This is a genomic window from Actinobacillus seminis, assembly GCF_002263215.1.
Classification (GTDB): Bacteria; Pseudomonadota; Gammaproteobacteria; order Enterobacterales; family Pasteurellaceae; genus Actinobacillus_B; species Actinobacillus_B seminis.
On the sequence record NZ_NLFK01000004.1, the window covers coordinates 111,232 to 137,956 of the forward strand.

Here is a 26,725-nt window from a genome sequence, read left to right on the forward strand (position 1 = left end):
AGGCATGATTACGGTGGATGGCGATAAGCTCGCATTGGGTAAAAATGCAAAAACTGTCGATAAAATGACCGAGCCTAAAGAAGCAATAGCTGAAAATATAAAGGCTATTAATAAAGGTCTTACATTTAAAGGCAATGAATTAACAAAAAAACAGCCGCAAAAACTACAAGAAACTACATTGCAACTGGGGGGGGAAAACAGTCACTATCGATAGCTCAGAAAGTGTCCATGGAAAATCAAAAGATACAGATGGAGGACTTCATGTTCTTAGAGAAAATGATATCAAAGTATCCGTCAAACCTACTGAAAATAGTGTAGGTAGTGGAACTATTATATTAACGTTAAATAAATCGACAAAAGTAACTGAAGAGGATTAAAGAGTTGTTACCTTTAAAGCGGTAGCGGAAGAGTTGAAAAAATACACCTCAACAGAGACTTTAGATAAAGATTTCTTGAAAGTCGACGGGTCGAATATTGACGATAAAAAATCTGAGTTTGGAAAAAATGTCGGTATTGACAAAATAAACCTTAGCAATCCAAAAAGTAGTACGGAATTAGTACAGGCTAAAGCGGTGATTGATTACCTAAAAGGCACAGGGGAAAATTCGGTCAAAATATCAGACAATGCTAAGACTGTTGCAACAGGGAAAGGTTCGATTGCCATTTCCATAGGTAAAGGAAGTATTGTAACAGGTGCATCATCAATAGCATTGGGAGAAAATAATAAGGTATTAGAAGCACAATCTGATAACGAGATCAAAGGGCGGGATACTATTGCTATCGGTTCCCGCATAAAATCAGCTGTTTCAAATGCCATCATCTTAGAAAATGATTCAGAGGGAGAAGAAAACACCGTCTCTGTTGGCGGATACGCACCGGGTAAACAAAGACGAATTATCAATGTCTCTGATCCTACTAAAGCAAATGACGCCGCCAATAAAAATTACGTGGACGGTATGTTGAAAAAAGCTAAAGAAGAGGCGAATAAAACCGCGATGAAGTATGATGATAGCAAAAACGTGATAACTTTAGGCGGGAAAAATTCTCAGCATGCCCCGGTGGTGATTGATAACTTGCGTTCAGGATTGGGCATTGATGATATTAAAAATGGCGGTATTGCTTCAGCGAAACAAGGTAAAACCCTTGATTTAGTGAAAAAGTTAGTGGCAGGTGAGCTGGATAAAAATTCCTTGCATAAAGCGGTCAATGTTGCCGATTTGAAAGCGCTTGCGACAGCGGGATTAAACTTTGCAGGCAATAACAGTGATAGCCTTGTTCACAAAAACTTAGGTGAAACATTAGAGATCGTCGGGCAGGGTTTAAAGAAAGAAAAAGCGGCTGATTTTAAAGGCACGGACGGTAATATTGCGGTGAAAGCCGATAGCACGAAGACCAAATTAGAGGTCTCCCTCAGTGAGGATTTAAAAGGCTTAAAATCCGCCGAGTTTAAGAACGACAAAGGCACGGTAAATATTCAAGGTGATGAAATCGCCTTGAAAGATAAAGACGGTAAAGCAATCATTGCAACCTTAAACGATAAAGGGTTAACCGTGGGCAATAGTACTAATAACACCGACAAAACCCACACTGTTTATGGTAAAAACGGTGTAACCGTACATGGCAAAGACGGTAAAAGTGCGGTCAGTTTAACGACCAAAAACGAAAACGGTAAAGAGACAGCGACCCTAGCTTTTAGTAAAGGTGCTGATGGTAAATATATAGGTGCGATTACCGGACTTGCTGATTTAGATGATAAGTCTGACGGTTCAAGTGTAGCGAATAAAAATTATGTGGACGACAAAGTGCAATCCATTAATGGCAACCGTCCGTTTGTTTACTATCTGGACGGAAAAAAAAGTGGTGAAAGGGCAAGACGGTAACTTCCATAAAGAGGGTAAGCCGGATGAAAAACTTTCTGTCGACGAAGTGAAAAAAGTCGTGATCAAAGCCGATCCGACCGCCACGCCGATAGGTATTAGCAACGTAGCAAGCGGTTTGGGATTGCCAGCCCCTGAAACGGATCCTCAAAAAGCCGCTGAAGCAAAGCAAAAAACCGCCGAGTTAACGAAAGCGGTTGAGTACAGCATGAAAGAGGTGGCTCAAAAAGCCAAAGAGCTTTCTGAAAAAGTTCAAAACGTGACGGATTTGAAACAGACGGTGAGCGTATTGAAACAGGCGATCGAGGCAACGCCGGAGGGACCTGCGAAAGCGAATGTTGCAAAACAGCTTACTGACAGTGAGGGAAAACTGGTCGAGGCTCAAAAAGCTCTTGATACCGCCAAAGCCGGTTTAAACAAGGCACGTCAAGATTTAGCCAAGGCGAATGATGCCTATGAGAAAAACTATGAGGGTTATGCGAAAGTTGCCGATTTAGTCAGTGCGGATAGCCAAGCCGATCTTAGCAACGTTGCCACAATCGCTGACTTACAGGCGGTAGCGAAATCCGGTATGAAGTTCAAGGGCAACGACGGTATGGAAGCCCGTACCCCGTTAAGCGGCACCTTAGAAATCAAAGGCGAGGGAGGAACATTTGACAGCTCCGCCGCGGGCAATATCAAAGTGGAAATGGCTAAAGACGGTAAAGGCTTGGAAGTCAAATTGTCCGATACGTTGAAAAACATGACGTTTTTTGAGACCAAAGAAACCGCAGAGGGGAATAAATCCTGTCGGATTACGGGTAACTCATAAAGACGGCAAATCGGCACAATATGGGGTAGACGGCGTGAGATTGACTGACGGTAAGCACAGTGCGACTTTGACGCCAAGCGGATTAACCTTGACCAACCCGCAAGGACAGCGTATCGAGATTGACGGGGCAAAAGGAGAAATCAGAGTACCGGATTTAACGCCGAACTCTTCACCGAATGCCGTGGCTCACAAGGGGGATGTGGATAGCCTGCATTCACATACCGCACATAAATTGGAAACCACCGATAAAAACCTAAGAGCAGGGATTGCAGGGGCAAATGCTGCTGCCGGGTTACCGGTATCGAACCTTCCCGGAAAATCGGTGTTGTCGGTTGCGGCAGGGAGCTATCGAGGTGAAAATGCGGTTGCGGTGGGGTATTCAAAAACCAGTGACAACGGTAACATTATGTTGAAATTACAAGGAAACAGTAATTCAAGAGGACATGTGGGCGGAGCAGTCGGTTTAGGCTGGCAGTGGTAATCTATACACGAGTGATTTATTGCGTGTTTTTAGGTTTACAACCGCAGATTTTAGGGGGACTCTTAGTAGTATACTTTCGGTCTCCCAAAAATCGGTCCGTCTAAACGGAACGAAAAATATACGGGGAAAAGGGGATCAACATTTTGGAAGTTGTATTTTATGGTTCGCATAACGAAACCTTTCACTAATACTGAGGTAGGACAAGCCAAAATAAAAGGTAGGAATTATAGACTAATGGATGGGCAAGGGTTTTTGCCGGTGAAAATTAATGACTCAAAACTATGGGTATAGTTATAGAAGAGCAAACCCAATCTGACAGTCCCTGTTTAAAATAACTGTGCCTGTCAGATTAATTTAAGCTTAAATTTTTTTCCGCCCGAATTGGTTTTCCATCAAGTAATGTGCTCAACAGCGTTCTTCCGGAGCACATTTTCCTTGATGGGTTCGATGATGGTTATAATACATCAACCATTCATCTAAATCAGCTTGCTATGTGGCTAAATCGGTATAAATTTTCTTCCGAAATACCACTTGATAAAACTCTTCCGAAAACAGTTCTTTGAATAATTGGCTAACTGGCGAAGAGTAGCGTCAAATTAACCTTTTTCGTTTCAATTACACCGCTTATTCGTCCATATAACCCAGACTGCGTAACGCACGTTCATCATCTGCCCAACCGGATTTGACTTTTACCCATAATTCCAAGTGGACTTTGTTGTCAAATAAACGCTCCATATCGGCGCGCGCTTCAGTACCAATCACTTTTAGTTTTTGTCCTTTGGCACCGATTACTATTTTTTTCTGCCCTTCGCGTTCAACCAAAATCAATCCGTTAATTTCATAAGTGCCGCGTTCGTTTAATTTGAATTGTTCAATTTCAACGGTTACGGAATAAGGCAATTCTTCGCCCATAAAACGCATTAATTTTTCGCGGATAATTTCTGATGCCATAAAACGTTGTGAACGATCGGTTACATAATCCTCCGGGAAATGATGTACGCCGGGACGCAATGAAGTGCGGACGATTTTTTGCAAGTTTTGCACATTATTACCACGCTGCGCCGAAATTGGGATAATTTCCGCAAAATTAAATTTTCGGCTGATTTCCGTAATAAAAGGCAGCATATCATCTTTATTTTTGATATTGTCGATTTTATTGATGGCAAGTACGACAGGCGCTTTGGCTTGACGCAATTTGTTCAGCACCATTTCGTCATCATCCGTCCAGTGAGTACCATCCACGACAAAAATAATCAGATCCACATCACCGATAGCACTACTCGCCGCGCGGTTCATCAAACGGTTAATCGCGCGTTTTTCTTCAATATGCAATCCCGGCGTATCTACGTAAACCGCTTGGTAAGAACCCTCGGTGTGAATACCGACAATGCGATGACGGGTGGTTTGTGCTTTGCGCGAAGTAATGGAAATTTTTTGCCCTAAAATTTTATTTAATAATGTGGATTTTCCCACATTTGGGCGACCTACAATGGCGATAAATCCACAATAGGTTTGTTCAGTTTGAGTTGTGAGGTTTTCAGTCATTTAATATCCAGTTGTTGTAAAATTTCTTCCGCCACCATTTGCTCCGCTTTGCGGCGGCTGGAACCTTTACCAATAAAAGTGCGGTCAATATTCGGCACGTTACATTCCACCGTAAAGGTTTGGCAATGAGCCTCTCCTTGAATCTCGATCACATTGTAAGTTGGTAACGGTAAACGTTTTCCTTGCAAATATTCTTGCAAACGGGTTTTCGGATCTTTTTGGTTATCGCCCGGTTTCATTTCCTGCAACAAAGCTTGGTACCATAGGCGTACCACCGCAGAGCTTTGCGCCGGCGTGCTATCCAACGAAATAGCACCGATCACAGCCTCAACGCAATCCGCTAAAATAGATTCGCGTCGAAAACCGCCACTTTTTAATTCGCCGGGTCCCAGCAGCATGTACTCGCCCAATTCAAACTCGCGTGCTAATTCGGCAAGGGTTTGCTCGCGTACCAATGTCGCTCGCATACGACTAAGTTCACCTTCGTTGTTGTGAGGAAACCGGTGGTAGAGCGCTTCGGCAATGGTGAAATTCAAAATTGCATCCCCCAAAAACTCAAGGCGTTCATTATGTACTTTCGCCGCACTGCGATGAGTTAAGGCTTGTTTTAACAACCCTTCTTGCTTAAATTGATAACCAATTTTGCGTTGCAGTCTATCTAACTGTTTCATCATTATTTAATTTCGCTGAACATTCGATCAAAACGTAATCCTTTCGGCCACTCGCCCTCGGATTTATCTAAACTTAACCAAATATAACTTGCTTTACCGACAATATTTTTTTCCGGCACAAATCCCCAAAAACGGCTGTCGGCACTGTGATTACGATTATCGCCCATCACAAAATATTGTCCTTCGGGAACTAACCATTCTGTTTCATAATTTTGCTGTCTAACAAAATCTTTGTACATATATAGCGCAAAAGGCGGTTCCGGATCCCAGTGGATTTGATGTTCAACATTGCCATTTTCCGTTACTGCTAACGGATGAAAATTGCCGAAAATGGGTTTGTTATTGCTGGTGCCGACACGCACCCAAAAGTCTTTATCAGGTTGCGGATCGCTATAAGTAAATTCTTTGCTGACGCAATCAACGCTGCATTCTTTTCCGTCCTTACCATAGATCACACTGATATGGCGAGTCGCTTCATTATAAATTACACGATCGCCCGGCAGACCGATAACCCGTTTAATATAATCAACGTTTGGTTCCGGCGGCGCTTTAAACACAATAACATCACCTCGTTGCACCTTGCCGGTTTCTACGATCGTATTTTGGAAAACCGGATCTTTAATACCATACGCATATTTTTCAACCAGCAAAAAATCCCCTACGCGCAACGTCGGCTCCATGGATCCGGAAGGGATTTGGAATGGTTCAACAATAAATGAACGCAAAATTAAAACAAAGGCCAACACCGGAAAAAGAGAAGATAAAAACTCAACACTTTCCGGCACCGGCTCAATTTTAGCTTTTTCTTCTTCGCTTAAGGCTTTGCCCGAACGTTGTTCGGCACGCGCAATTTGGCGTTGGCGTTTCGGTTGCGCAATAAAGCGATAGTGGCACCATAACGCTCCGCAAAGTGCGGTCAAAATAATTAATAAAATGGTAAAAGTATTTGGTAACGCAAGGTAATCCAGCCATTTCCAAACACCATAACCCAAGGCAATTAAAATAATGAAAAACAGATTGGATTTAGACATAACTATCCTTAATTATCTTTTCCTACATGTAAAATCGCTAGAAATGCCTCTTGTGGAACCTCAACGTTGCCTAAGGATTTCATGCGTTTTTTACCCTCTTTTTGTTTTTGCAACAATTTTTTCTTCCGACTCACGTCGCCACCATAACATTTCGCCAAAACGTTTTTACGTAATTGTTTCACCGTCGAACGCGCAATGATATGGTTACCGATTGCCGCTTGAATAGCAATATCAAACTGTTGACGAGGAATGAGCTCACGCATTTTTTCCACCAACTCACGTCCACGATATTGCGCATTATCTTTATGGACAATCAACGCGAGTGCATCCACGCGCTCACCGTTAATCATAATATCCACGCGCACCATATCAGAGGCTTGGAAACGTTTAAAACCATAATCCAAGGAGGCATAACCGCGTGAGGTGGATTTTAAACGATCGAAGAAATCCAATACCACTTCGCCCATTGGGATTTCGTAAGTTAACGCCACTTGGTTACCATGGTAAACCATATTAGTTTGTACCCCACGTTTTTCGACGCATAGGGTGATCACATTCCCCAAATAACTTTGCGGCAATAACATATTACATTCCGCAATCGGTTCGCGAATTTCCGCAATATTATTCAGTGGCGGCAATTTTGCCGGACTATCAACATAGACAACTTCCCCGTTGGTTTGTTCCACTTCATATACGACCGTCGGCGCTGTTGTAATCAAATCCAAGTTGTATTCACGTTCCAAACGCTCTTGGATAATTTCCATGTGTAATAAGCCCAAGAAGCCGCAGCGGAAACCAAAGCCAAGTGCGGTAGAATTTTCCGGTTCATAGAACAATGACGCGTCGTTTAAGCTAAGTTTGCCCAGCGCATCACGAAATGCTTCATAATCATCAGAACTGATCGGGAAAAGCCCCGCATACACTTGCGGTTTGACTTTTTTAAAGCCCGGTAACACCGAGATTGCCGGATTGTTGTGTGAGGTTAAGGTATCGCCTACCGGTGCGCCCAAAATATCTTTGATCGCACAAACCACCCAGCCGACTTCGCCGCAATTTAATTGCGCGGTATCCACTTGTTTCGGTGTAAAAATCCCCAAGCGATCCACGTTATAAGATTGACCGGTGGACATGACCTTGATCTTATCTCCTTTGCGTAATATGCCATTTTTAATCCGCACCAAGGACACAACGCCCAAATAATTATCAAACCAAGAGTCAATGATTAAGGCTTGCAACGGGGCATTCGGATCGCCTTCCGGTGCCGGAATTTTACGCACAATTTCTTCCAATACATCATCAATGCCTTGTCCGGTTTTAGCAGAACAACGCACCGCATCCAGCGCATCAATGCCCACAATATCTTCAATTTCTTCGGCAACACGTTCCGGATCTGCTGCCGGCAAATCGATTTTGTTTAAAATCGGCACGACTTCCAAATTCATCTCAATGGCGGTGTAACAGTTAGCCAAAGTTTGCGCTTCCACCCCTTGCCCCGCATCCACCACCAACAGTGCGCCTTCACATGCGGCTAAAGAACGAGAGACTTCGTAAGAAAAGTCCACGTGTCCCGGCGTATCGATAAAATTTAATTGGTAGGTTTCGCCATCTCTTGCTTGGTAATTTAAGGTCACGCTTTGCGCTTTAATGGTGATTCCGCGCTCACGTTCTAAATCCATTGAGTCTAAAACTTGCTCCGCCATCTCACGATCGGAAAGCCCGCCACAGGTTTGAATTAAACGATCCGAAAGCGTTGATTTACCATGATCAATGTGAGCAATAATTGAAAAGTTTCTGATATTCTGCATATTTTTAAATAATGTAATACTTAAATTTAACTAAGGTTTAACTATGGGATTTTACCTGAATATCAAGAAATACGCCATACGAATAGCGGAAAGTGCGGTAATTTTTTAGCAAATTTTTTGTGACGATAAAATGCACAAATTTAATATAATGATTTTAACACCGCAAAACGATAAAGCGAATAAAAGCGCTCTTCGGATCCTTTGTCCTTTAAAATTGAACTAAATAAAAATGTAATTGGAGCATAATATAGGGGTAGTTCAATTAATTAAAGCATTAAGAAAGAAATAAAAAAGCTCTTACCTTGGCGACAAGAGCGTGATATAACGTTTTTCGAGCAATTATAAACTTTCAGTGAAAGTACGGGTAATGACATCGCGTTGTTGTTCCGGCGTCAAAGAGTTGAAACGCACGGCATAACCGGAAACACGGATAGTTAATTGCGGATATTTTTCAGGGTGTTTTACTGCATCCTCTAAGGTTTCGCGGCGTAATACGTTTACGTTTAAGTGTTGACCACCTTCTACTTTTACTGTCGGCGCAACGTCAACCGGTAATTCGCGATATTCAATTTGACCTAATTCGCTTACTGCAACCACTTGATCTTCAGCAAAATCGCCTTTGGCACATAAACAACGAGCTTCATCTTTTTCACTGTCTAATAACCAAAATGAATTTAATAGATTGTCATTCGCCGCTTGTGTAATTTGGATACCTTTAATCATAATGCCTCCTAAGTTGGCGTGTTAGTTTGTTTAAATTGGCAACAATTTTAGCAAAAAATTTGAGACTTTCAAATATTTTGATATAAATCAGATTGTTTTTTAAAACTAATTTATTGAAATTGATACAAATCAAAAAATATTAAAATTAATAAGATTTATTGCAACCAAAATTTAACATTTTATTTTCCTTGCACTAACGCTATGCAATAAATCTATTAATTTTATGTGAGGTTATTTATAATGAGACACATAGCTATTCCAGTGATAAGGGGGAAATATGAAAACGTGGAAAGAGGCAATTGGTCAAGAAAAAGTACAGCCTTATTTTCAACATATTTTACGCCAAGTACAAGAAGCGAGAAATGCCGGCAAGGTAGTTTTTCCACCGATAGAAGATATATTTACTGCATTTAAACTGACTGAATTTGATCAGGTAAAAGTAGTGATTTTAGGGCAAGATCCTTACCACCGTCCCAATCAGGCACATGGATTAGCATTTTCTGTACGCCCGGGGGTGCAACCACCACCTTCGTTACAAAATATTTATAAAGCCTTGTCAAATGATTTTTCTGATTTCGTCATCCCTAATAACTATGGTTACTTAGTACAATGGGCTCAACAGGGGGTATTGCTGTTAAATACAGTATTGACCGTTGAACAGGGACTGGCAAATTCACATGCTCATTTTGGCTGGGAAACGTTTACCGATCGCGTTATTGAGTCACTTAATCAATATCGTGACCATTTGGTATTTTTGTTGTGGGGAAGTCATGCGCAAAAAAAGGGGCAGTTTATTAACCGGCAAAAACATTATGTGCTAACTGCGCCACACCCCTCGCCATTATCCGCTCATCGAGGTTTTTTTACTTGCCGGCATTTTTTAAAAACCAATGCTTATTTGCGTCAACATCAATTAACGGAAATTAACTGGCAAATTACGCCTCAATAAATACGAAATTCATTATAGGAAAATTCATATGTTAGCCATTATTTCTCCGGCAAAAACGCTGGATTTTGAAAGTGCGGTGCAAAATTTACCGTTTTCACAGCCTTTATTAACAGAATATAGCGAACAGCTTATTCAAATTTGCCGTCAATTAAGCCCGGCGGAGGTCGCGTCGCTGATGTCAATTAGCGATAAATTAGCGGGGCTCAATGTGGCGCGTTTTGCTCAATGGCAACGTGAGCATACTGAAGAAAATGCACGTGCTGCTATTTATGCCTTTAAAGGTGATGTTTATACCAGTTTGGACGTGGAAACCCTTTCCGCCGAAGATATTTTGTTCGCGCAATCTCATTTACGGATGTTATCCGGTTTGTACGGGCTTTTACGTCCACTGGATTTGATGCAGGCCTATCGTTTAGAAATGGGAACTAAATTACATAATCCGCAAGGCAAAGATTTATATGCATTTTGGGGCAATATTATCACTCAATATTTACAACAAGCCATTGATGAACAAGGGGATAATATTTTAGTCAATTTGGCCTCTGACGAATATTACAAATCGGTGCGTAAAACGCAGTTAAAGGCAACGATTATTAAACCGGTGTTTTTGGATAATAAAAACGGGAAATATAAAGTGATCAGTTTTTATGCTAAAAAGGCGCGTGGATTAATGTGTCGCTATATCATTCAAAATCGTTTAACCGAAGTCGAACAATTAAAACAATTTGATTTAGGCAGTTACCGTTTTGACGAAGCGGCATCAAGTAAACAAGAATTTATTTTTAAACGGGATTTAGCAGAATAAGATGAAAAAAATTGTCGTTATTTTGACCGCACTTTTGTTAAGTGCTTGCGCATCACACTCCCAATTATCCGCGCCAAAAATGATTAATCATGGCAATAAAAGCTTTTATTTGGCGTTGCAACAGGATTTGGGTAAAGTAGGACATTATATGTATTTAAAAAAAGAAGATACGCTGGAAAATTGGCAAAGTGCGGTGGAATTATTGTTAGATCGTAGCCCCAAACGCGATTTTAAAGAACGCATTGCCTTGCGCAAGAATGTGTATAAAAAAACTGGCGTCGAATATTTTAAATTATATGAAAAAAATCATACGCTGTATTCTTATGTGATTTATGCACCTTCCGCACGCAATAAAAATTGGCAAGTAGATGTGGCTAAAGGAAAAAATATACCACAATGTGGATTTGTCCAATATCAATACTCCCTTAAAGTGGCAAAAAATAAAAAGCTGATGAATATGAACAATGTCAAAATTGCGAACTATTTAAAACGCTATGTGGTTGATAAAGAATTGAAAAATTTAATGAAAGCCAATTGGAATTGGGGATGTGGTAATGAATAATGTCTATTCAAAACAAGTAAAAACTGCCGCGAATTTGGCAGTTTTTACTGCCCTTATATTAATTTTGATCAAAGGTTTAGCTTGGTGGAAAACCGGATCAGTCAGTATGTTGGCGTCCATTACCGATTCAATGTTGGATCTGTTGGCTTCCTTTATGAATATGCTGATTTTGCGCTTTGCCTTAATGCCGGCGGATGACAATCATTCCTTTGGTCATGGCAAAGCGGAATCCTTAGCGGCGATAGCACAAAGCGCATTTATTTCCGGATCGGCAATTTTTCTCTTACTACAAGGTATTCACCGTCTCCATGCCCCACAACCGCTAACTAATACCCATCTCGGTTTGGTAGTTATCGCTTTTTCTATTCTTGCCACGTTATTTTTAGTGTGGTTTCAAGGGCGTGTTATCCGACAAACAGACAGCCCGGCGATCAAAGCAGATCGCCTGCATTACAAAACTGATTTGTTTATGAATATCGTCATCTTATTGTCCTTACTTTTAACCGATTTTGGGTTTATCCTGGCAGATGCCGTTTTTGCGATTTTGATTGCTTTGTATATTTTAGCCAGTGCATTAAAAATGCTATTTGATGCTATTCAGTTATTACTCGATCGCGCTTTGCCACAAGATGAAATTGATCAAATTACACAGATTATCCTGGATGATCCTAATATCTTAGGTTTTCATGACTTGCGAACTCGCCGTTCCGGCGCAACACGCTTTATTCAATTTCATTTGGAATTAGATGATAATTTGTCCTTTTTAGCTGCCCATGAGATTACGGATAGGTTGGAAAAACGCTTAACTAGCGCCTTTTCTCATGTTGATATTGTTATCCATCACGAGCCGACCGGCGTGGTTCAACAGAAAAATCATAAGCCGGATTAAAATGTGGTGTAATTCATAAAGATTTTTGTAGAGCAGAAATCATGAATAGTGTAATCTAGGCGCAATTTTAGTATTTATTTTTAAACTTAAATAGGTGTAATCTATGATTAGAAAAATTGCAGTTTTAACCAGCGGCGGTGACGCACCGGGGATGAATGCCGCGATCCGAGGCGTGGTTCGCGCAGCGTTATCGGAAGGGCTTGAGGTTTATGGTATTTATGAAGGATATAAAGGACTTTATAACAATAAAATCAAGCAGTTAACCCGTTACAGCGTTTCTGACGTCATCAATCGTGGAGGTACTTTCCTTGGTTCGGCACGTTTCCCTGAATTTAAAGATCCGGCAATTCGTGCTAAATGTGCGGAAATTTTACGTTCTCATGGCATTGACGCCTTAGTCGTCATTGGTGGGGACGGTTCTTATATGGGAGCAAAATTACTGACCGAGGAACACGGTTTCCCTTGTGTTGGGATCCTGGGAACCATTGACAACGATGTCGCCGGAACAGACTATACCATTGGCTATCAAACTGCGCTTGAAACTGCAGTAGAAGCTATCGACCGTTTACGTGATACCTCAAGCTCTCATCAACGCATTTCCATCGTAGAAATTATGGGCAGACATTGTAGCGATTTAACTATCTCTGCCGGGATTGCTGGAGGCTGCGAATATATCGTGGCATCAGAAGTGGAATTTAATCGCGAAGAACTGATCCAACAAATTGAACGTAGTATTATTAAAGGTAAACGGCATGCCATTATCGTAATTACCGAGTTAATTTGTGATGTAAATGCGCTTGCTAAAGAAATTGAAGCTCGTGTCGGACATGAAACGCGTGCCACTATCCTCGGTCACATTCAACGTGGCGGTACACCTTGTGCTTTTGACCGTATCCTCGGCTCCCGTATGGGCGTTTATGCGGTCGATTTATTATTACAAGGAAAAGGCGGCTATTGTGTCGGTATTCAAAATGAGCAATTAGTTCACCACGATATTATTGACGCCATCAATAATATGCGTCGCGAATTCAAAGCCGATTGGCTCGCAATGTCTGAGCGTTTGTATTAATCCATACAAATCCTACGACAACAAATAGTTAGGTTTTACCAAATTTATCCAATAAGCCTCCCTAATGGCTTATTGGATATTATGTTTTCTATCAATCACAAAATATTACCAAAGTATCTGATTAATTCCCCTTATCTATTCGTAATCTATTTTTTCACTTCTCTAATAATATCAATATAACCTGACAATAAACGTTGAATACAAAATTTGAACGCATGATGAAATTTATTTTTCAAAAATTTAAAAATAATATTTTTATAAAATTTAAACTTTATTGATAATAAAAGTAATAATTTGATTATTATTAGGATTTTCTTCAGCTTTATGATTTTTGTGATACACTAATCAAAATTAAAATTTTGAAATTTATCTATTTCAGAATTTATGTTTTAATTAAGCTGTATTTTTAATTTGGGAGACTAAATATGAATGCGGAAATTAAAAAACGTTATTTATTTAAAACATTAATAGAAGATGTTGGAAAAATTGCATTGGATTTTTACATTAATCGTAACCAATTAGAAGTTCAGTGCAAAAAAGGGGAAAAACAAGATCTCGTCAGCATAGCAGATCAAACGGTTGAAAAAGAAATTAAGCGTGCATTGCTGGCTCATTTTCCTGATGATGGCTTTCTTGGAGAGGAAAGTGGTGCAGACGGAATAGATCGCGAGTTTTGCTGGGTTGTAGATCCCATAGATGGCACAAGTCCGTTTTTATATGGATTACATGCTTGGTGTATTTCAATAGCGATAATGTATAAATGAGAGATTGTTGTAGGTGTAATTTATGATCCCTTACATCAAGAACTATTTCATGCCATGAAAGGACAAGGCGCATTTATAAATCAACAACCCATTTCTGTGGCTCAAGCCAATTCACTAAAAGATGGACTGGTTGGTTTAGGAATGTCTCATCGAGTACCTGCAACAACATTTGTTCCTTTTATAAATCAAGTTTTACTTGATGGCGGAATGTATGTTCGCAATGGTTCCGGTGCCTTGACATTAGCTTATGTAGCAGCCGGTAGATTAATTGGCTATTTTGAACCTCATATCAATGCTTGGGATTGTTTAGCCGGTATTTTACTTGTAATGGAAGCCGGTGGAAAAACTAATGATTTTTTAAATAATGATGGATTATTAAAAGGTAATTATATTTTAGCAAGTTGTAGTGCTGTATTTGAGAAATTAGAAACGATTAGAAACTCAATTTAAACAAGGAGTATATTATGTCTGTTTTAAACTTTTTTAAAGCTAGCCCAGCAATTCCATTAAAAGATTATACCGATAAAATGTTTAAAAGTACGAGGATGAAATCTTTTTGGGCATTTTCTTTTGCATATGCTATTTATTATGTATGCCGCCTCTCTTTTAATGTCGCTAAACCCGCTTTAGTCAATAATAATGTTTTGACGCCTACCGAACTTGGTGTTATTGGTTCAGCTATCTTTGTAACTTATGCGGTAGGAAAATTTGTAAATAGTGCGGTAGCAGATCATTCCAACATAGTTCGTTATCTTTCTGTAGGATTATTCTTTTCTGCATTATGTAATTTTATTATGGGAATGAATACCAGTGCCATTGTCCTCACCATTATTTGGGCGTTTAATGGTTGGGTTCAATCCATGGGGGTTGATCCTTGTGTTGTAGCGCTTTCTCGCTGGTATGATGATAAAGAACGAGGTTCTTATTATGGCTTTTGGTCTGTAGCACACAACGTTGGTGAAGGTATTACTTTTGTTGTCACCGCGGCAATTATTACTACATTCGGCTATCGTTTCGGCTTTACCTTTGCTGGAATTATGGGATTACTCGGGGTGTTAGTCGCCTTGATGTTTATGAAAGATTCACCGGCTGCTTGTGGCTAAACCTATCATCCCAATGGAAAAACAAGAGGAGCTGGATAACAAAGAAGTTTTAAAACACCAATGGGCAGTTATCAAAAACCCTGCAATTTGGGTATTAGCGGTTGCTTCTTGCTGTATGTATATTGGGCGCTATGGTGTGAACAGTTGGGGAGTATTTTTCTTAGAAAATGGAAAAGGATATACCGCTATAGAAGCTGCATCTATCATTAGTGTGAACAGTATCGTTGGTATTTTAGGTACTATCGTTTCAGGTTGGTTATCAGATCGCTTTTTAAAAGGTAAACGCAACATGATGACTGTCGTAGTGAGCCTATTAAATGCAATGTCACTAGCCGCATTCTTATTTGCACCGGCAGGAAATACATGGTTCTCAATTATTGCTTTATCTGTATTCGGCATTACATTAGGCATTCAACTTTGCTTCCTCGGCGGATTATTAGCAACAGACATTTCACATAAATCAGCCTCCGGAATTGCACTAGGCATGATGGGCGTATTTGGTTATGCGGGCGCTGCCGCCGGGGAAATTTTAACGGGTATTATGATCGATAAAACCACCATTATCGATGCAGCCGGTAACAAAATTTATGATTTCAACAGCCTATCTTATTTCTGGGTTGGAGCTGATTTTATGTCTGTACTTGCCGCTATTATCTTTACGATACTTGTCGCTTATCAGACAAAACAAAAAGCAAAAGTAGCATAATCTTTCATCTATAAATAAAAATCCTTGTGACCAAAACACAGAGATTTTTTATTTAAAGTGCGGTCAAAATTTTACCTATTTTACCCAAATAAAACAGATATTACCCAATCTTCAAATGAGTATTTTCCATTATCTATGCCTCAGTACTCATATTTGTTACAGTAATGGTTTGCTATTATTGACCGTAGTAGGAATTTTTACCGTGTTTACGCAGATAATGTTTATCCAACAAATCTTGTTGCATTGGTTGTAAACCTGGGTTTAATTGACGACTAAATAAATTCATATAAGCGATTTCTTCCAACACAACAGCATTGTGTACCGCATTATCCGCATCCGTTCCCCAAGCAAAAGGTCCATGGCTATTGACCAATACCGCCGGAATATCTTTCGGATCAATACCGCGCTTTTGAAAGGTTTCTACGATGACTTTGCCGGTTTCCCATTCGTATTCGCCTTGAATTTCCGCTTGAGTCATGCGGCGGGTACAAGGAATGGCGCCATAGAAATAATCTGCGTGCGTAGTCCCTGCGGCAATGAGATCTTGTCCTGCTTGCGCCCAAATGGTGGCATGGCGCGAATGGGTATGCACAATACCGCCAATCGTTGAGAATTGGCGATATAATTCCAAATGTGTCGGGGTATCGGAGGAGGGTTTTTTGCTGCCCTCAACGACTTTACCGCTGAATAAATCCACTACAACCATATCTTCCGCCGTCATCACGTCGTAGTCCACGCCGGATGGCTTGATCACCACAAGATTTTTTTCGCGATCGATTGCTGAAACATTCCCCCATGTAAAAGTAACCAAGTTATGTTTTGGTAACGCTAAATTCGCTTCTAATACTTGCTGTTTAAGTTGCTCTAACATTGAAAACCCCCGTCTTTCATTTTTTGTTCGATCCATTGGCGCGCTTGAATAATATCCGCAATCGGTTCAGCAGATTTTTCCGTCCACATTTCAATTAAAAAGGCGCCACGATAATTTAATTTTTGCAGGGTCGCAAAGCAGCTGACAAAATCCACGCACCCGTCACCAAATGGCACGTCGCGGAATTGCCCTGGGCAAGTGTCAGTCACTTTGTAAGTGTCTTTTAAGTGAATTGCCGAAATCTTATCAATGCCTAATTGCAATTCCTCCACCACGTTATCATTCCACGCGGTTAAATTACCCAAATCCGGATACACAGTAAACCAAGGCGATTTGATGATCTCATCCCATTTTTTCCAACGGGAAATCGAGCTCATAAATTTTGTATCCATGATCTCAACCGCGAGCATCACCTGATTACTTGCCGCTAATTCAGTTGCCCATTCTAAACCTTGTTGGAAACGGGCAATGGTTTGCGCATCCTGTTCTTCATAATAAACATCATAACCCGCTAATTGAATGGTACGAATGCCTAAATCCACTGCTAATTGAATGGCTTTTTCCATAATTTCATAGGCCTTTTGACGCGTTTTTTCATCGCGGCTGCCAAATGGGAAACGACGATGACCGGATAGACACATAGACGGAATAGTCACGCCGGTAGTAATAATGGCTTTAACTAATTCAATACGTTCTTCTTTTGTCCAATCCAAACGCGCTAAACGTTCGTCAGTTTCATCAATGGAAATTTCCACGAAATCAAATCCGCACACTTTGGCAATAGATAAACGATCTTGCCAACTAATATTTTTAGGTAATGCTTTTTCATAAATACCGAGTTTATGTTTTCTCATCCGAGACTCCGTTTCAGTAGCAATTAAAGTAATCTATAACAATGTTTTTAACGCATTAACAAATTGTTGATAACGCTGATATTTTTTATTGTAAGCCGCAAAATGTTGCGCATTTGGGGTAAATACTTGCATCTCCGTGCGCAACGCTTGCGGTTCTTCAGTCAATCCCGCTGCTTGCATTGCCATCCAAGCTGCACCAAGACAACCGGTTTCCTCAACCGCCGGTACTTCTAAACGACGACCGGTCAAGTCGGCTAACATTTGCATCCACACTGCCGATTTCGTTGGACCACCGGTCACTCGCAGCACATTCGTTTGCGGAAAACGTTGCAACATCCGTTCCAAATGATGCATCAAGCTAAACAGCACTCCCTCGTAGACAGCTTGTAATAAGTGCATTTGGCTGTGATGTGCTTGCATTCCGTAAAAGCCCGCTTGCATCCCTAAGCCCGCATTGGAACCATATAAAAACGGAACAAATAACACGGAACTGCTTGCAGGCGCCAAATCGGAAATGCCTTGGTTAATTTGTTCATAACTTAAATGACCGAATTGTTTCACAAACCATTCTAAGTTACCGGATGACGTCGGGCTGGCTTCATGCACAATATATTGCCCTTTTTTAGCATAACGTCCGTACACAAACGGTAAATTTTGCTGAGGATCGATATAATCGCTAATGCCGCTGACCACAGACCAAGTTCCCAACACCACATTTAATTTCGTTTCATCATCCAATCCCGCACAAAGTGCGGTGGAAACAACGTCAAATAATCCGCCTGCCACCGGCGTTCCTTCTACTAAACCGCATAATTCTGCCGCCTGTTTGCTGACAAAACCGGCGATTTCATTAGATTGTACCACTGGCGGTAATTTATCAAAAATACTTTCTAATCCTAATAATTCCGCCAGCGATAAATCATAACAACCTTTTGCTATATTGTATAAATTGGATTCGGAAATATTGGTTTCTTCACAATGCAAACTGCCGGTTAAGCAAAAACGTAAATAATCGTGCGACATTAATACGGAACCAATTTGTTGATAACGTTCCGGTTGATTTTCTTTGACCCAACGTAAAATTGACACGGGATGCCCCGTCCAAAGGGTTTGGCGTGTAATCGAGTATAATTTTTGCGGAATTTCTTCTGCTTGCCAGCGTTTGACAATATCTAATGAACGCTGATCAGAAGATAAAATCGCACGTCCCAACGGTCGATTTTGCTTATCCAGCAAAAACGCCCCTTTGCCTTGCGCAGAAATACCGACGCCTTTAATCAACGTCGACGCTACGCCGCTTTGCTCGATAGTTTGACGTACTACCTTGGCACACACTTGCCACAATTGCTCCATGTCACGTTCGGCATAACCCGCCTGTTCACTGATAACCGACACATTCTCTCGCACCATGCCAAAAAGTTGCCCATGTTGATCAAACAATGCGCTTTTGACAAAGGTTCCGCCGCAATCTATCCCTAGGTAGTAATTCATTTCTTATTCCTTGCTTAAGTAGTAAGAAAAGTGCGGTCAAAATTTTAAGATTTTTAACCGCACTTTGATGCGAAAAAATTATTGTGCTAATGCATCCACTTGTTTAATTAACTCATCACCATTTTGATCAATGAAAGATTTACGTACTTTGTCTTCCACAATCGCTTTAAATGGCGCTTTGTCAATGGTTTCTGTCACTTCTACGCCTTCTTTACGCAGATTTTCGATAATTTCTTTCTCGTTTTTCACGTTCAAATCACGTTGGAATTTACCGGCTTCTTGCGCCGCTTCAACCATCGCTTTTTGTAATTCAGGAGAAAGCGCATCGAATTTCGCTTTGTTCATCACCACAATTAACGGAGTATAACCATGGTTAGATAAGCTTAAATATTTTTGTACTTCGTATAATTTAGATGACCAGAAAATACCAATCGGATGTTCTTGCGCATCCACTGCACGGGTTTCCAATGCGGTATAAAGTTCAGATAATGGCATTGGCACTGGATTGCCGCCTAATAATGTAAAGGCTTCAATATACATCGGATTTTGGTTAGTACGCACTTTCAAACCTTTAATATCTTCCGGTTTGGTCACGGTATGTTTGGAGTTAGAAAATGCACGGAAGCCCACATCCCAGAAAGCCAAGCCTTTTAATCCGTGTTGTTCTAATTCTTTCAATAAACCTTGACCAATTTCACCATCTAATACTTTATACACGTGTTCACGATCTTTGAAGATAAACGGAATATCGATGACATTTAAGCGTTGTACTAAACCGGTAAAGTTTGGTGAACCCGACATTTCAAGATCGATAGTACCGCCACGTACACCGGAAATCATGGTTTGTGCATTACCTAATGTACTGTCTGGGAAGAGTTTTAATTTAATTTCCCCGTTGGTTTTTTGTTCCAACAATTCATTGAATTTTTTAGCAGCAACGTGTTGACTGTCGCTACGTGGTGCTTCATAACCAAAACGTAGCCTCATTTCGGCAGAGGCGGTATTGGCGGTAAATACAGCGACACCGACAACTAAGACAGCAAGTTTTTTTAAATCGAAAAGTTTCATAAGTTTCTCCTATTGAGCATTATGTTGGGTAACATGTGATCTGTGTTACTCGTCGCTGGCATTATTACGACATCCAGCTTAACGGGACTAAAATCAGTGACGGGAAGATAAGAAATAAAATTAATAAGCAAACCATCATTGCCATATAAGGTAAAACTCCGTTTGCTGCTTGATCAAATGGCAACTTTGATACGCCGGTAATCACGTTCAGTACGTTGCCGACCGGTGGTGTAATCAAGCCAATTGAGGTATTAAGAATAAATAGTACACCAAAATAGACCGGGTCAATTCCTGATTCTTGGATTAATGGCATTAATACCGGTGTTAAAATCAATACCGTCGGCGTTAAATCCATCACCATGCCGATAATAAATACAGCTATCATAATTACTACTAACAATAATTGCGGTGAATCAATTAATGGTTCAAGTAAATCGGTCAACATTTGCGGTAACTCGGCAACGGTGATTAACCAACCGGTCACGTTAGCAGATGCTACCAAGAACATCACTACCGCCGTCGTTTTACCCGCGGCTAAGACTACGCGATACAAATCTCTAAATTTCAATTCACGATAAACAAACAGCGAAACCACTAGCGCATAGAACGCCGCCACAGCACCGGCTTCCGTCGGCGTAAACATACCGGAGCGGAACCCACCGATAATAATTACCGGTAATAATAATGCCCAAATACTGTTTTTAAAGGAAATGCATAGCTCTTGTTTAGTTGCTTTAGAGAAAGTCATCAAATTCAAGCGTTTTGCTTGCCACCACCAAAGTGCGGCTAATGCCAATCCCATTAATATTCCGGGAAAAATACCGGCTAAGAATAATTTAGTAATGGAAACCCCACTTGCTACGCCGAATACGATAAACGGAATGGACGGTGGAATAATCGGCGCGATAATCCCAGCGGTACCAATCAAACCGGTAGAACGGTTCATCGGATAACCGGTGGTTTTCATCATAGGTAACAACATTGCGGCAACCGCGGCGGTATCCGCCACTGCGGAACCGGAAAGGCTCGCCATAATCATCGCGGCAAGAATTGCCACAAAACCTAAACCGCCGCGTTTGTGTCCGACTAATTTCATTGGCAAATCAATAATCCGTTTTGACAAGCCACCTTCATTCATGATTTCACCGGCCAGTACGAAAAACGGAATCGCCATTAACGAAAAGCTATCCGCACCGCTCACCAATTGTTGCGCTAAAATTTGAGAATCAAATAAATCCAAATGCAACATTAAGGCGATACCGCAAATCAACAGCGAAAACGCCACCGGAATACCCAGAATAATCGCACCCAATAATACGACAAGGAAAATGACAACTGCCATCTTATTGTTCTCCTTTCACTAATAAACCCACTCTGGAAACCCAGCGTGCGATTAATAAAACGCCCATTAATGCGCCTGCAATCACACCGGCTAAGAACGTAATCCCTTGTGGTAAACCTGAAATCGGCGCGTAATTATCCAAATTCAATACATATTGAATCCAACCGCCATCGATAATTAAATAACAGCAATAAAGCATCGCTAAATCGGTCACAATACCTAAAATATTGCGTTTTTTCGGCGATAATTTATCCACCAAAACGCCCACGTTGACGTGCCGGTTTTCATTAAAGGCTAAAATCGTGCCTAAAAACGCCAACCAAACAAACATATAACGTGAAACTTCTTCGGTCACATTGATACTGCTGTTAAAGCCATAGCGTAATACCACGTTTAAAAAAACTAAAATTGACATTGCAGATAAAATCAGTACCACCAGAGCCTCAATTGCTTTGCCAACCCAGATTGCAAAGGATTTCATAATTGACTCCTACAATTCGCTTACCGCAATTTTCACCACGACTTTTTTAATTTTTCCGGTTTCTTCCGCCCGACAAGCGCCACGATGCACATCTTCAGGGAAGAAAACCGCAAAATTCCCTTCGCGACAAAAGATTTCCTGTTCATTTTCAACGTCGGCGTAAAACAAAATATCCCGTTTTGCATCATAATCTTGCGCCACCTTATTATTGCCTAAATCCGGCGCCACACCCATGCGTTCACTACCACGATGCCAATACTGCACATCCAAATATTGACGATGCACTTCAGGTAAATAATTTTCTTTTGTCTGCGTTTCCAGATCCAACACTTGCACATAGCTTTCGCCATGCAACGGATAACGCCCCGCCGCCAATTTATCAAAATCGGTATTTTTAAGATAATCTAATGCAGCAAGTACCGCTTTCGGATAGCGATTTTCTACAACTTGAGAAATATGTCCAAAAAACATAATTACCTCTTTTAAAATAGTAAAATTTTTGACCGCACTTTATATAAATGAAGGATGTGGTCGCCACATCCTATTCATTTTAAAGCGATTTTAATTTTGCCCACACAGTCTCATCAACCGGAATACCATTTGCTTTATTGTCGGCTAAAATGGTCGTAAATTCATGTCCCGGTAAACGTACAGGCACATTTGGATCTACCGGTTCTGCGGTTCTGACATATTCCATAATGCGATTTAATTTTTCATCCTTGGTTTTGCCATCAATTAAACGATCTACTTCAATTGCAATAAAGACTTGAGATACGCAGTATTCATCGTCTTTATCTTCGGTTACTGCAGCGGTTGATTCCCCGTTGGAAAGCAAGGTTGCAATCATATCTAATACGATAGATAAGCCGGAACCTTTCCAAAAGCCCATCGGCATCAAACGACGGTTTTTCTCTACCGTTGCCGGATCACGCGTCGGATTGTTATCATCATCAAAACCGGCATCCACAAAGGTTTGACGTCCGGCTAAACGGTGAACTTCCAACATTCCGTAAGAATACATAGAACAAGACATGTCGACCATCGTAATTGGCGTCGTTGGCACAGCAACGATAAGCGGGTTTGTCCCGATACGACATTCTTTCGCTCCCCAAGGCGGCATCACTGCCAAAGCGTTGGTCCAACAAATCCCGATATAGCCTTGCTCGGCGGCTTGCCATCCATAGCTACCGCCTCGCATCCAGTGGTTGGCATTACGCAACGCCACAATACCAACACCATGTTGTTTCGCCACGTCAATGGCACGATCCATCATTTTTTTCGCGGTCAAATTACCAATCGCTTGATGCGCATCCCATTGCTCAATCGCACCTAATGACAATACTTTTGTCGGCTCGGCATCCGGCACAATATCACCGTTTTCCAATTGCTGAATAAAGCGCGGAAAGCGGTTTACCCCGTGCGAATAGGCGCCGGCTTGCGTGGTATCAGCAAATACTGTCGCACATTCTTCCGCAATGTCTTCACGCATATTGCGGGATAATAAAATGCGTTTAAATTCGGCTTTCAATTCATCGTAAGAAACTCTCAATCCCTTTTCTCCTTCGTTATCGGTTTCACATTATGAAATAATGTTTCAAAATTTACATGTTGTTGGTCAAAAAGTCAACTAAACAAAATAAATAAAAACCTTTATTAATCAATAATTTAAATTATATTTTCTTAATTTGTGATCTGGATCCCATTTTTATCAGATAGTATTTTTTTATCGGCGGCGCTCTCGTTATACTAAAACGACGAACCCAATTGGAGAAAAAAATGACAGAAGAAAGAAACGGGAAAAATCAAAGCCTCGTTCGTGGATTAAGGCTGATTGATATTTTAAGTAACTTCCCGAACGGTTGTCCGTTGGCAAAATTAGCCGAAATCTCGGAACTCAATAAAAGTACGGTACACCGCTTGTTGCAAGGGCTGCAAGATGAAGGATTTGTACAACCGGCAAGTTCTACCGGCAGCTACCGCTTAACCACCAAATGCCTCGGCATTGGGCAAAAAATTCTTGCCTCACTCAATATTATTCATATCGCCTCACCACACTTAGAAAGACTGAATTTAGCGTTAGGAGAAACCGTCAACTTTTCTAAACGTGAAAAAGATCATGCCATCATGATTTATAAATTGGAACCGACCATCGGAATGTTGAGAACACAAGCCTATATCGGGCAACGGTTGCAACTTTATTGTTCCGCCATGGGCAAAATTTATATGGCGTACGAAAGCAATAAAAATTACTTAGATTATTATTGGAATACGCAACAAAACGCCATTCAGCAATTAACCGAACATACCATTACGGATTTAACGGAAATGGAAAAAGAGCTGGCAACGGTGCGCCAAGAAGGATTTGCCATGGATCGCGAGGAAAATGAAATTGGCGTGATGTGTATCGCCTGTCCGGTTTTTGATTTCTTCGGCAAGGTGGAATATTCAGTTTCAGTTTCCATGTCAACCTACAAACTGCAACAAATCGGCATTGATTTTTTCTTACAGGAAATTCAACAAACCGCGCAAGATATTTCACGTGAGCTGGGCTATAATCTTCCCTAACAATAGGTTAGCCATACCAAACAAAAATCCTTGAGCTGTCACTCAAGGATTTTTTGTTAAGTAGCAAAGTGCGGTCGAAATTTATAAAATTTCTTTTGCTTTCGCGACCACGTTTTCTACAGTGAAACCAAATAATTTAAATAATTGGTCTGCCGGTGCAGATTCACCAAAGCTATTCATGCCCACAATGCGACCTTCAAAGCCCACGTATTTGTACCAGAAATCGCTAATGCCCGCTTCAATTGCCACACGTTTGGTGACATGACTTGGCAAGACTTTTTCACGATACGCCGCATCTTGTTTGTCAAACACATTGGTATTCGGCATAGACACCACGCGGACTTTTGTTCCTTCCGCATCCAACGCTTCCGCCGCTTTCATCGCTAATTCCACTTCGGAACCGGTTGCAATCAAGATCAAATCCGGGCAATCGCCTTTTTCACAGCATTCACGCAAGATATAACCACCGCGTTTCACGTTTTCCAATTGCTCGGAAGTGCGGTTCATTTGTGCGAGGTTTTGGCGCGTGAAAATTAATGCACTCGGACCATCTTGACGCTCAACTGCCGCTTTCCACGCAATCGCGGATTCCACTTGGTCACAAGGGCGCCATGTTTCAAGATTTGGAATTAAACGTAAGGCGCCGGTTTGTTCAACAGGTTGGTGAGTCGGACCATCTTCACCCAAACCGATAGAATCGTGGGTATAAACAAATAATGCACGTTGTTTCATCAACGCCGCCATGCGCACGGCATTGTGTGCATATTCCATAAACATTAAGAACGTCGCACCGTAAGGGATGAAGCCGCCATGCAATGCAATCCCGTTCATGATCGCAGACATACCAAATTCACGCACACCGTAGTTGATATAGTTACCATCGACGTTTTCAGTAGCACGAATTGGTTTGGAACCGGACCATAAGGTTAAGTTGGATCCTGCTAAGTCTGCTGAACCGCCTAAAAATTCCGGTAATAATTTCGCATAGGCTTCAATCGCATTTTGTGAGGCTTTGCGGCTGGCAATATTCGCCGGATTAGCTTGTAATTTTTCTACAAAGGCTTGGCTTTCTTGTGCCCAATTTGCCGGTAATTCACCGCTTAAACGACGTTTTAATTCCGCGGCTAATTCCGGATAGGCTTTCGCATATGCCGCGAATTTTTCATTCCATGCGGCTTCCGCTGCCTGACCTTTCGCTTTGGCATCCCAGTTAGCATAAATTTCCGCCGGAATTTCAAACGACGCATAGTTCCAATTTAAATTTTTACGGGTTAAGGCAATTTCTTCATCACCCAATGGCGCGCCATGGCTATCGTGGCTGTTTTGTTTGTTCGGAGAACCGAAGCCGATAATGGTTTTGCAAATAATTAGCGTCGGTTTGTTTTTCTCTGCTTGCGCTTGTTTTACGGCATCTAAAATTTGTTCGGAATTATGTCCGTCAATCGCAGGAATTACGTGCCAACCGTAAGCTTCAAAGCGTTTTTGCGTATCATCCGTAAACCAACCGTCCACATGACCATCAATCGAAATATTATTATCATCATAGAACGCAATTAATTTACCCAAGCCTAAGGTTCCCGCTAATGAACAGGCTTCGTGTGAAATCCCTTCCATTAAACAACCATCGCCCAAGAACGCGTAAGTATAATGATCAATGACTTCATGACCCGCGCGGTTAAATTGTGCCGCTAAGGTTTTTTCCGCAATTGCCATACCCACTGCATTGGTGATTCCTTGACCTAATGGACCGGTTGTGGTTTCTACGCCCGGTGCATAACCGTATTCCGGGTGCCCCGGCGTTTTTGAGTGTAATTGACGGAATTGTTTTAAATCTTCAATGGAAAGATCATAGCCGGTAAGGTGTAACAGGCTATAAATCAACATGGAACCATGTCCGTTAGAAAGCACAAATCTATCGCGGTTTGCCCATTTCGGATTGGTTGGATTATGCTTTAAAAAATCACGCCATAATACTTCTGCAATGTCCGCCATGCCCATTGGTGCGCCGGGGTGACCTGACTTCGCTTTTTGGACGGCGTCCATACTTAAAAAGCGAATTGCATTGGCTAATTCTTTACGTGTTACCATTTTGTTCTCCTTGTGTAGTTACTTTTAAACCGCTTTTAGCGATTTGCTCAATCATATTCAAATAAAAATTCAAACTCAATTATTGTACTCTATTTTAATTTAAAAAAGACGAATTAATGCTATTGGTGGCAAAAATGATACAATTTTTTACCGCCCTTTCCCTCGCTTATTGTC

Annotated in this window: 20 protein-coding genes and 4 pseudogenes; 9 read left to right on the plus strand and 15 right to left on the minus strand. The window is 41.1% G+C overall.

Features of this window, described 5'->3' with window-relative positions; all coding sequences use genetic code 11:
- Window positions 1-58: 58 nt before the first annotated feature.
- Window positions 59-3,169: pseudogene (locus CFY87_RS12765) on the plus strand (YadA-like family protein); the annotation flags it as partial.
- Window positions 3,170-3,518: 349 nt separating this feature from the next.
- On the opposite strand, the pseudogene CFY87_RS05275 reads toward CFY87_RS12765, so the two are convergent.
- The 6 genes and pseudogenes from CFY87_RS05275 to grcA all read right to left on the minus strand — a co-directional run.
- Window positions 3,519-3,715 (minus strand): annotated as a pseudogene (locus CFY87_RS05275) (IS481 family transposase); the annotation flags it as partial.
- A gap of 78 nt (window positions 3,716-3,793) precedes the next feature.
- Complete coding sequence (gene era / locus CFY87_RS05280; protein WP_094946207.1) at window positions 3,794-4,714, minus strand: GTPase Era; 921 nt, start codon at window positions 4,712-4,714, stop codon at window positions 3,794-3,796.
- On the minus strand, window positions 4,711-5,385 hold the full coding sequence (gene rnc / locus CFY87_RS05285; protein WP_094946292.1) for a ribonuclease III: 675 nt from the start codon (window positions 5,383-5,385) through the stop codon (window positions 4,711-4,713). Before rnc ends, era begins: the two co-directional genes overlap by 4 nt.
- Window positions 5,386-5,387: 2 nt before the next feature.
- Complete coding sequence (gene lepB, locus CFY87_RS05290) at window positions 5,388-6,416, minus strand: signal peptidase I (protein ID WP_094946208.1); 1,029 nt, start codon at window positions 6,414-6,416, stop codon at window positions 5,388-5,390.
- 8 nt (window positions 6,417-6,424) lie between these two features.
- Window positions 6,425-8,221, minus strand: a complete 1,797-nt coding sequence (gene lepA, locus CFY87_RS05295) for a translation elongation factor 4 (RefSeq protein ID WP_094946209.1) — start codon at window positions 8,219-8,221, stop codon at window positions 6,425-6,427.
- Window positions 8,222-8,560: 339 nt separating this feature from the next.
- Window positions 8,561-8,944 (minus strand): autonomous glycyl radical cofactor GrcA, encoded by a 384-nt coding sequence (grcA, locus tag CFY87_RS05300; protein ID WP_094946210.1) that lies wholly within the window; start codon window positions 8,942-8,944, stop codon window positions 8,561-8,563.
- Window positions 8,945-9,221: 277 nt separating this feature from the next.
- Between grcA and ung the strand changes: the two genes are divergently transcribed.
- The 7 genes and pseudogenes from ung to CFY87_RS05335 all read left to right on the plus strand — a co-directional run bounded on the left by ung (window position 9,222) and on the right by CFY87_RS05335 (window position 15,791).
- A complete protein-coding gene (gene ung, locus CFY87_RS05305) occupies window positions 9,222-9,893 on the plus strand; it encodes a uracil-DNA glycosylase (RefSeq protein WP_094946211.1) in 672 nt (223 codons plus the stop codon).
- A 28-nt stretch (window positions 9,894-9,921) separates the two neighbouring features.
- On the plus strand, window positions 9,922-10,698 hold the full coding sequence (gene yaaA / locus CFY87_RS05310) for a peroxide stress protein YaaA (RefSeq protein ID WP_094946212.1): 777 nt from the start codon (window positions 9,922-9,924) through the stop codon (window positions 10,696-10,698).
- 1 nt (window position 10,699) lies between these two features.
- Window positions 10,700-11,260 (plus strand): hypothetical protein, encoded by a 561-nt coding sequence (locus CFY87_RS05315; RefSeq protein ID WP_094946213.1) that lies wholly within the window; start codon window positions 10,700-10,702, stop codon window positions 11,258-11,260.
- Window positions 11,253-12,149 (plus strand): cation diffusion facilitator family transporter, encoded by an 897-nt coding sequence (locus CFY87_RS05320; RefSeq protein WP_094946214.1) that lies wholly within the window; start codon window positions 11,253-11,255, stop codon window positions 12,147-12,149. The genes CFY87_RS05315 and CFY87_RS05320 overlap by 8 nt, the downstream gene beginning before the upstream one ends.
- 103 nt (window positions 12,150-12,252) lie before the next feature.
- Window positions 12,253-13,218 carry a 6-phosphofructokinase gene (gene pfkA / locus CFY87_RS05325; RefSeq protein ID WP_094946215.1) on the plus strand — a complete coding sequence of 322 codons (966 nt, stop codon included), beginning with the start codon at window positions 12,253-12,255 and terminating at the stop codon, window positions 13,216-13,218.
- Window positions 13,219-13,643: 425 nt separating this feature from the next.
- Window positions 13,644-14,432: pseudogene (locus CFY87_RS05330) on the plus strand (inositol monophosphatase family protein).
- A 14-nt stretch (window positions 14,433-14,446) separates the two neighbouring features.
- Window positions 14,447-15,791 (plus strand): annotated as a pseudogene (locus CFY87_RS05335) (MFS transporter).
- A gap of 175 nt (window positions 15,792-15,966) precedes the next feature.
- Here CFY87_RS05335 and araD read toward each other — a convergent pair.
- The 8 genes from araD to yiaK all read right to left on the minus strand — a co-directional run bounded on the left by araD (window position 15,967) and on the right by yiaK (window position 23,447).
- Complete coding sequence (gene araD, locus CFY87_RS05340) at window positions 15,967-16,662, minus strand: L-ribulose-5-phosphate 4-epimerase (RefSeq protein ID WP_094946216.1); 696 nt, start codon at window positions 16,660-16,662, stop codon at window positions 15,967-15,969.
- Entirely contained in the window at window positions 16,656-17,516 is an 861-nt protein-coding gene (locus CFY87_RS05345) for an L-ribulose-5-phosphate 3-epimerase (RefSeq protein ID WP_094946217.1), read from the minus strand. Before CFY87_RS05345 ends, araD begins: the two co-directional genes overlap by 7 nt.
- Window positions 17,517-17,549: 33 nt before the next feature.
- Entirely contained in the window at window positions 17,550-19,007 is a 1,458-nt protein-coding gene (locus CFY87_RS05350; RefSeq protein ID WP_094946218.1) for an FGGY-family carbohydrate kinase, read from the minus strand.
- Window positions 19,008-19,085: 78 nt separating this feature from the next.
- A complete protein-coding gene (locus CFY87_RS05355; RefSeq protein WP_094946219.1) occupies window positions 19,086-20,075 on the minus strand; it encodes a TRAP transporter substrate-binding protein in 990 nt (329 codons plus the stop codon).
- 64 nt (window positions 20,076-20,139) lie between these two features.
- Window positions 20,140-21,417, minus strand: a complete 1,278-nt coding sequence (locus CFY87_RS05360) for a TRAP transporter large permease subunit (protein ID WP_094946220.1) — start codon at window positions 21,415-21,417, stop codon at window positions 20,140-20,142.
- A gap of 1 nt (window position 21,418) precedes the next feature.
- Window positions 21,419-21,898 carry a TRAP transporter small permease gene (locus CFY87_RS05365; RefSeq protein WP_094946221.1) on the minus strand — a complete coding sequence of 160 codons (480 nt, stop codon included), beginning with the start codon at window positions 21,896-21,898 and terminating at the stop codon, window positions 21,419-21,421.
- 9 nt (window positions 21,899-21,907) lie between these two features.
- Window positions 21,908-22,369 carry a NanQ anomerase/TabA/YiaL family protein gene (locus CFY87_RS05370; protein ID WP_094946222.1) on the minus strand — a complete coding sequence of 154 codons (462 nt, stop codon included), beginning with the start codon at window positions 22,367-22,369 and terminating at the stop codon, window positions 21,908-21,910.
- Between the two features lie 79 nt (window positions 22,370-22,448).
- On the minus strand, window positions 22,449-23,447 hold the full coding sequence (gene yiaK, locus CFY87_RS05375) for a 3-dehydro-L-gulonate 2-dehydrogenase (RefSeq protein ID WP_094946223.1): 999 nt from the start codon (window positions 23,445-23,447) through the stop codon (window positions 22,449-22,451).
- A 227-nt stretch (window positions 23,448-23,674) separates the two neighbouring features.
- On the opposite strand from yiaK, the gene CFY87_RS05380 reads away from it, so the two are divergent.
- Window positions 23,675-24,463, plus strand: coding sequence for an IclR family transcriptional regulator (locus CFY87_RS05380; RefSeq protein ID WP_094946224.1), 789 nt, complete (start codon window positions 23,675-23,677; stop codon window positions 24,461-24,463).
- Window positions 24,464-24,544: 81 nt separating this feature from the next.
- On the opposite strand, the gene tkt is transcribed toward CFY87_RS05380, so the two are convergent.
- A complete protein-coding gene (gene tkt / locus CFY87_RS05385) occupies window positions 24,545-26,551 on the minus strand; it encodes a transketolase (protein ID WP_094946225.1) in 2,007 nt (668 codons plus the stop codon).
- Window positions 26,552-26,725 lie beyond the last annotated feature (174 nt).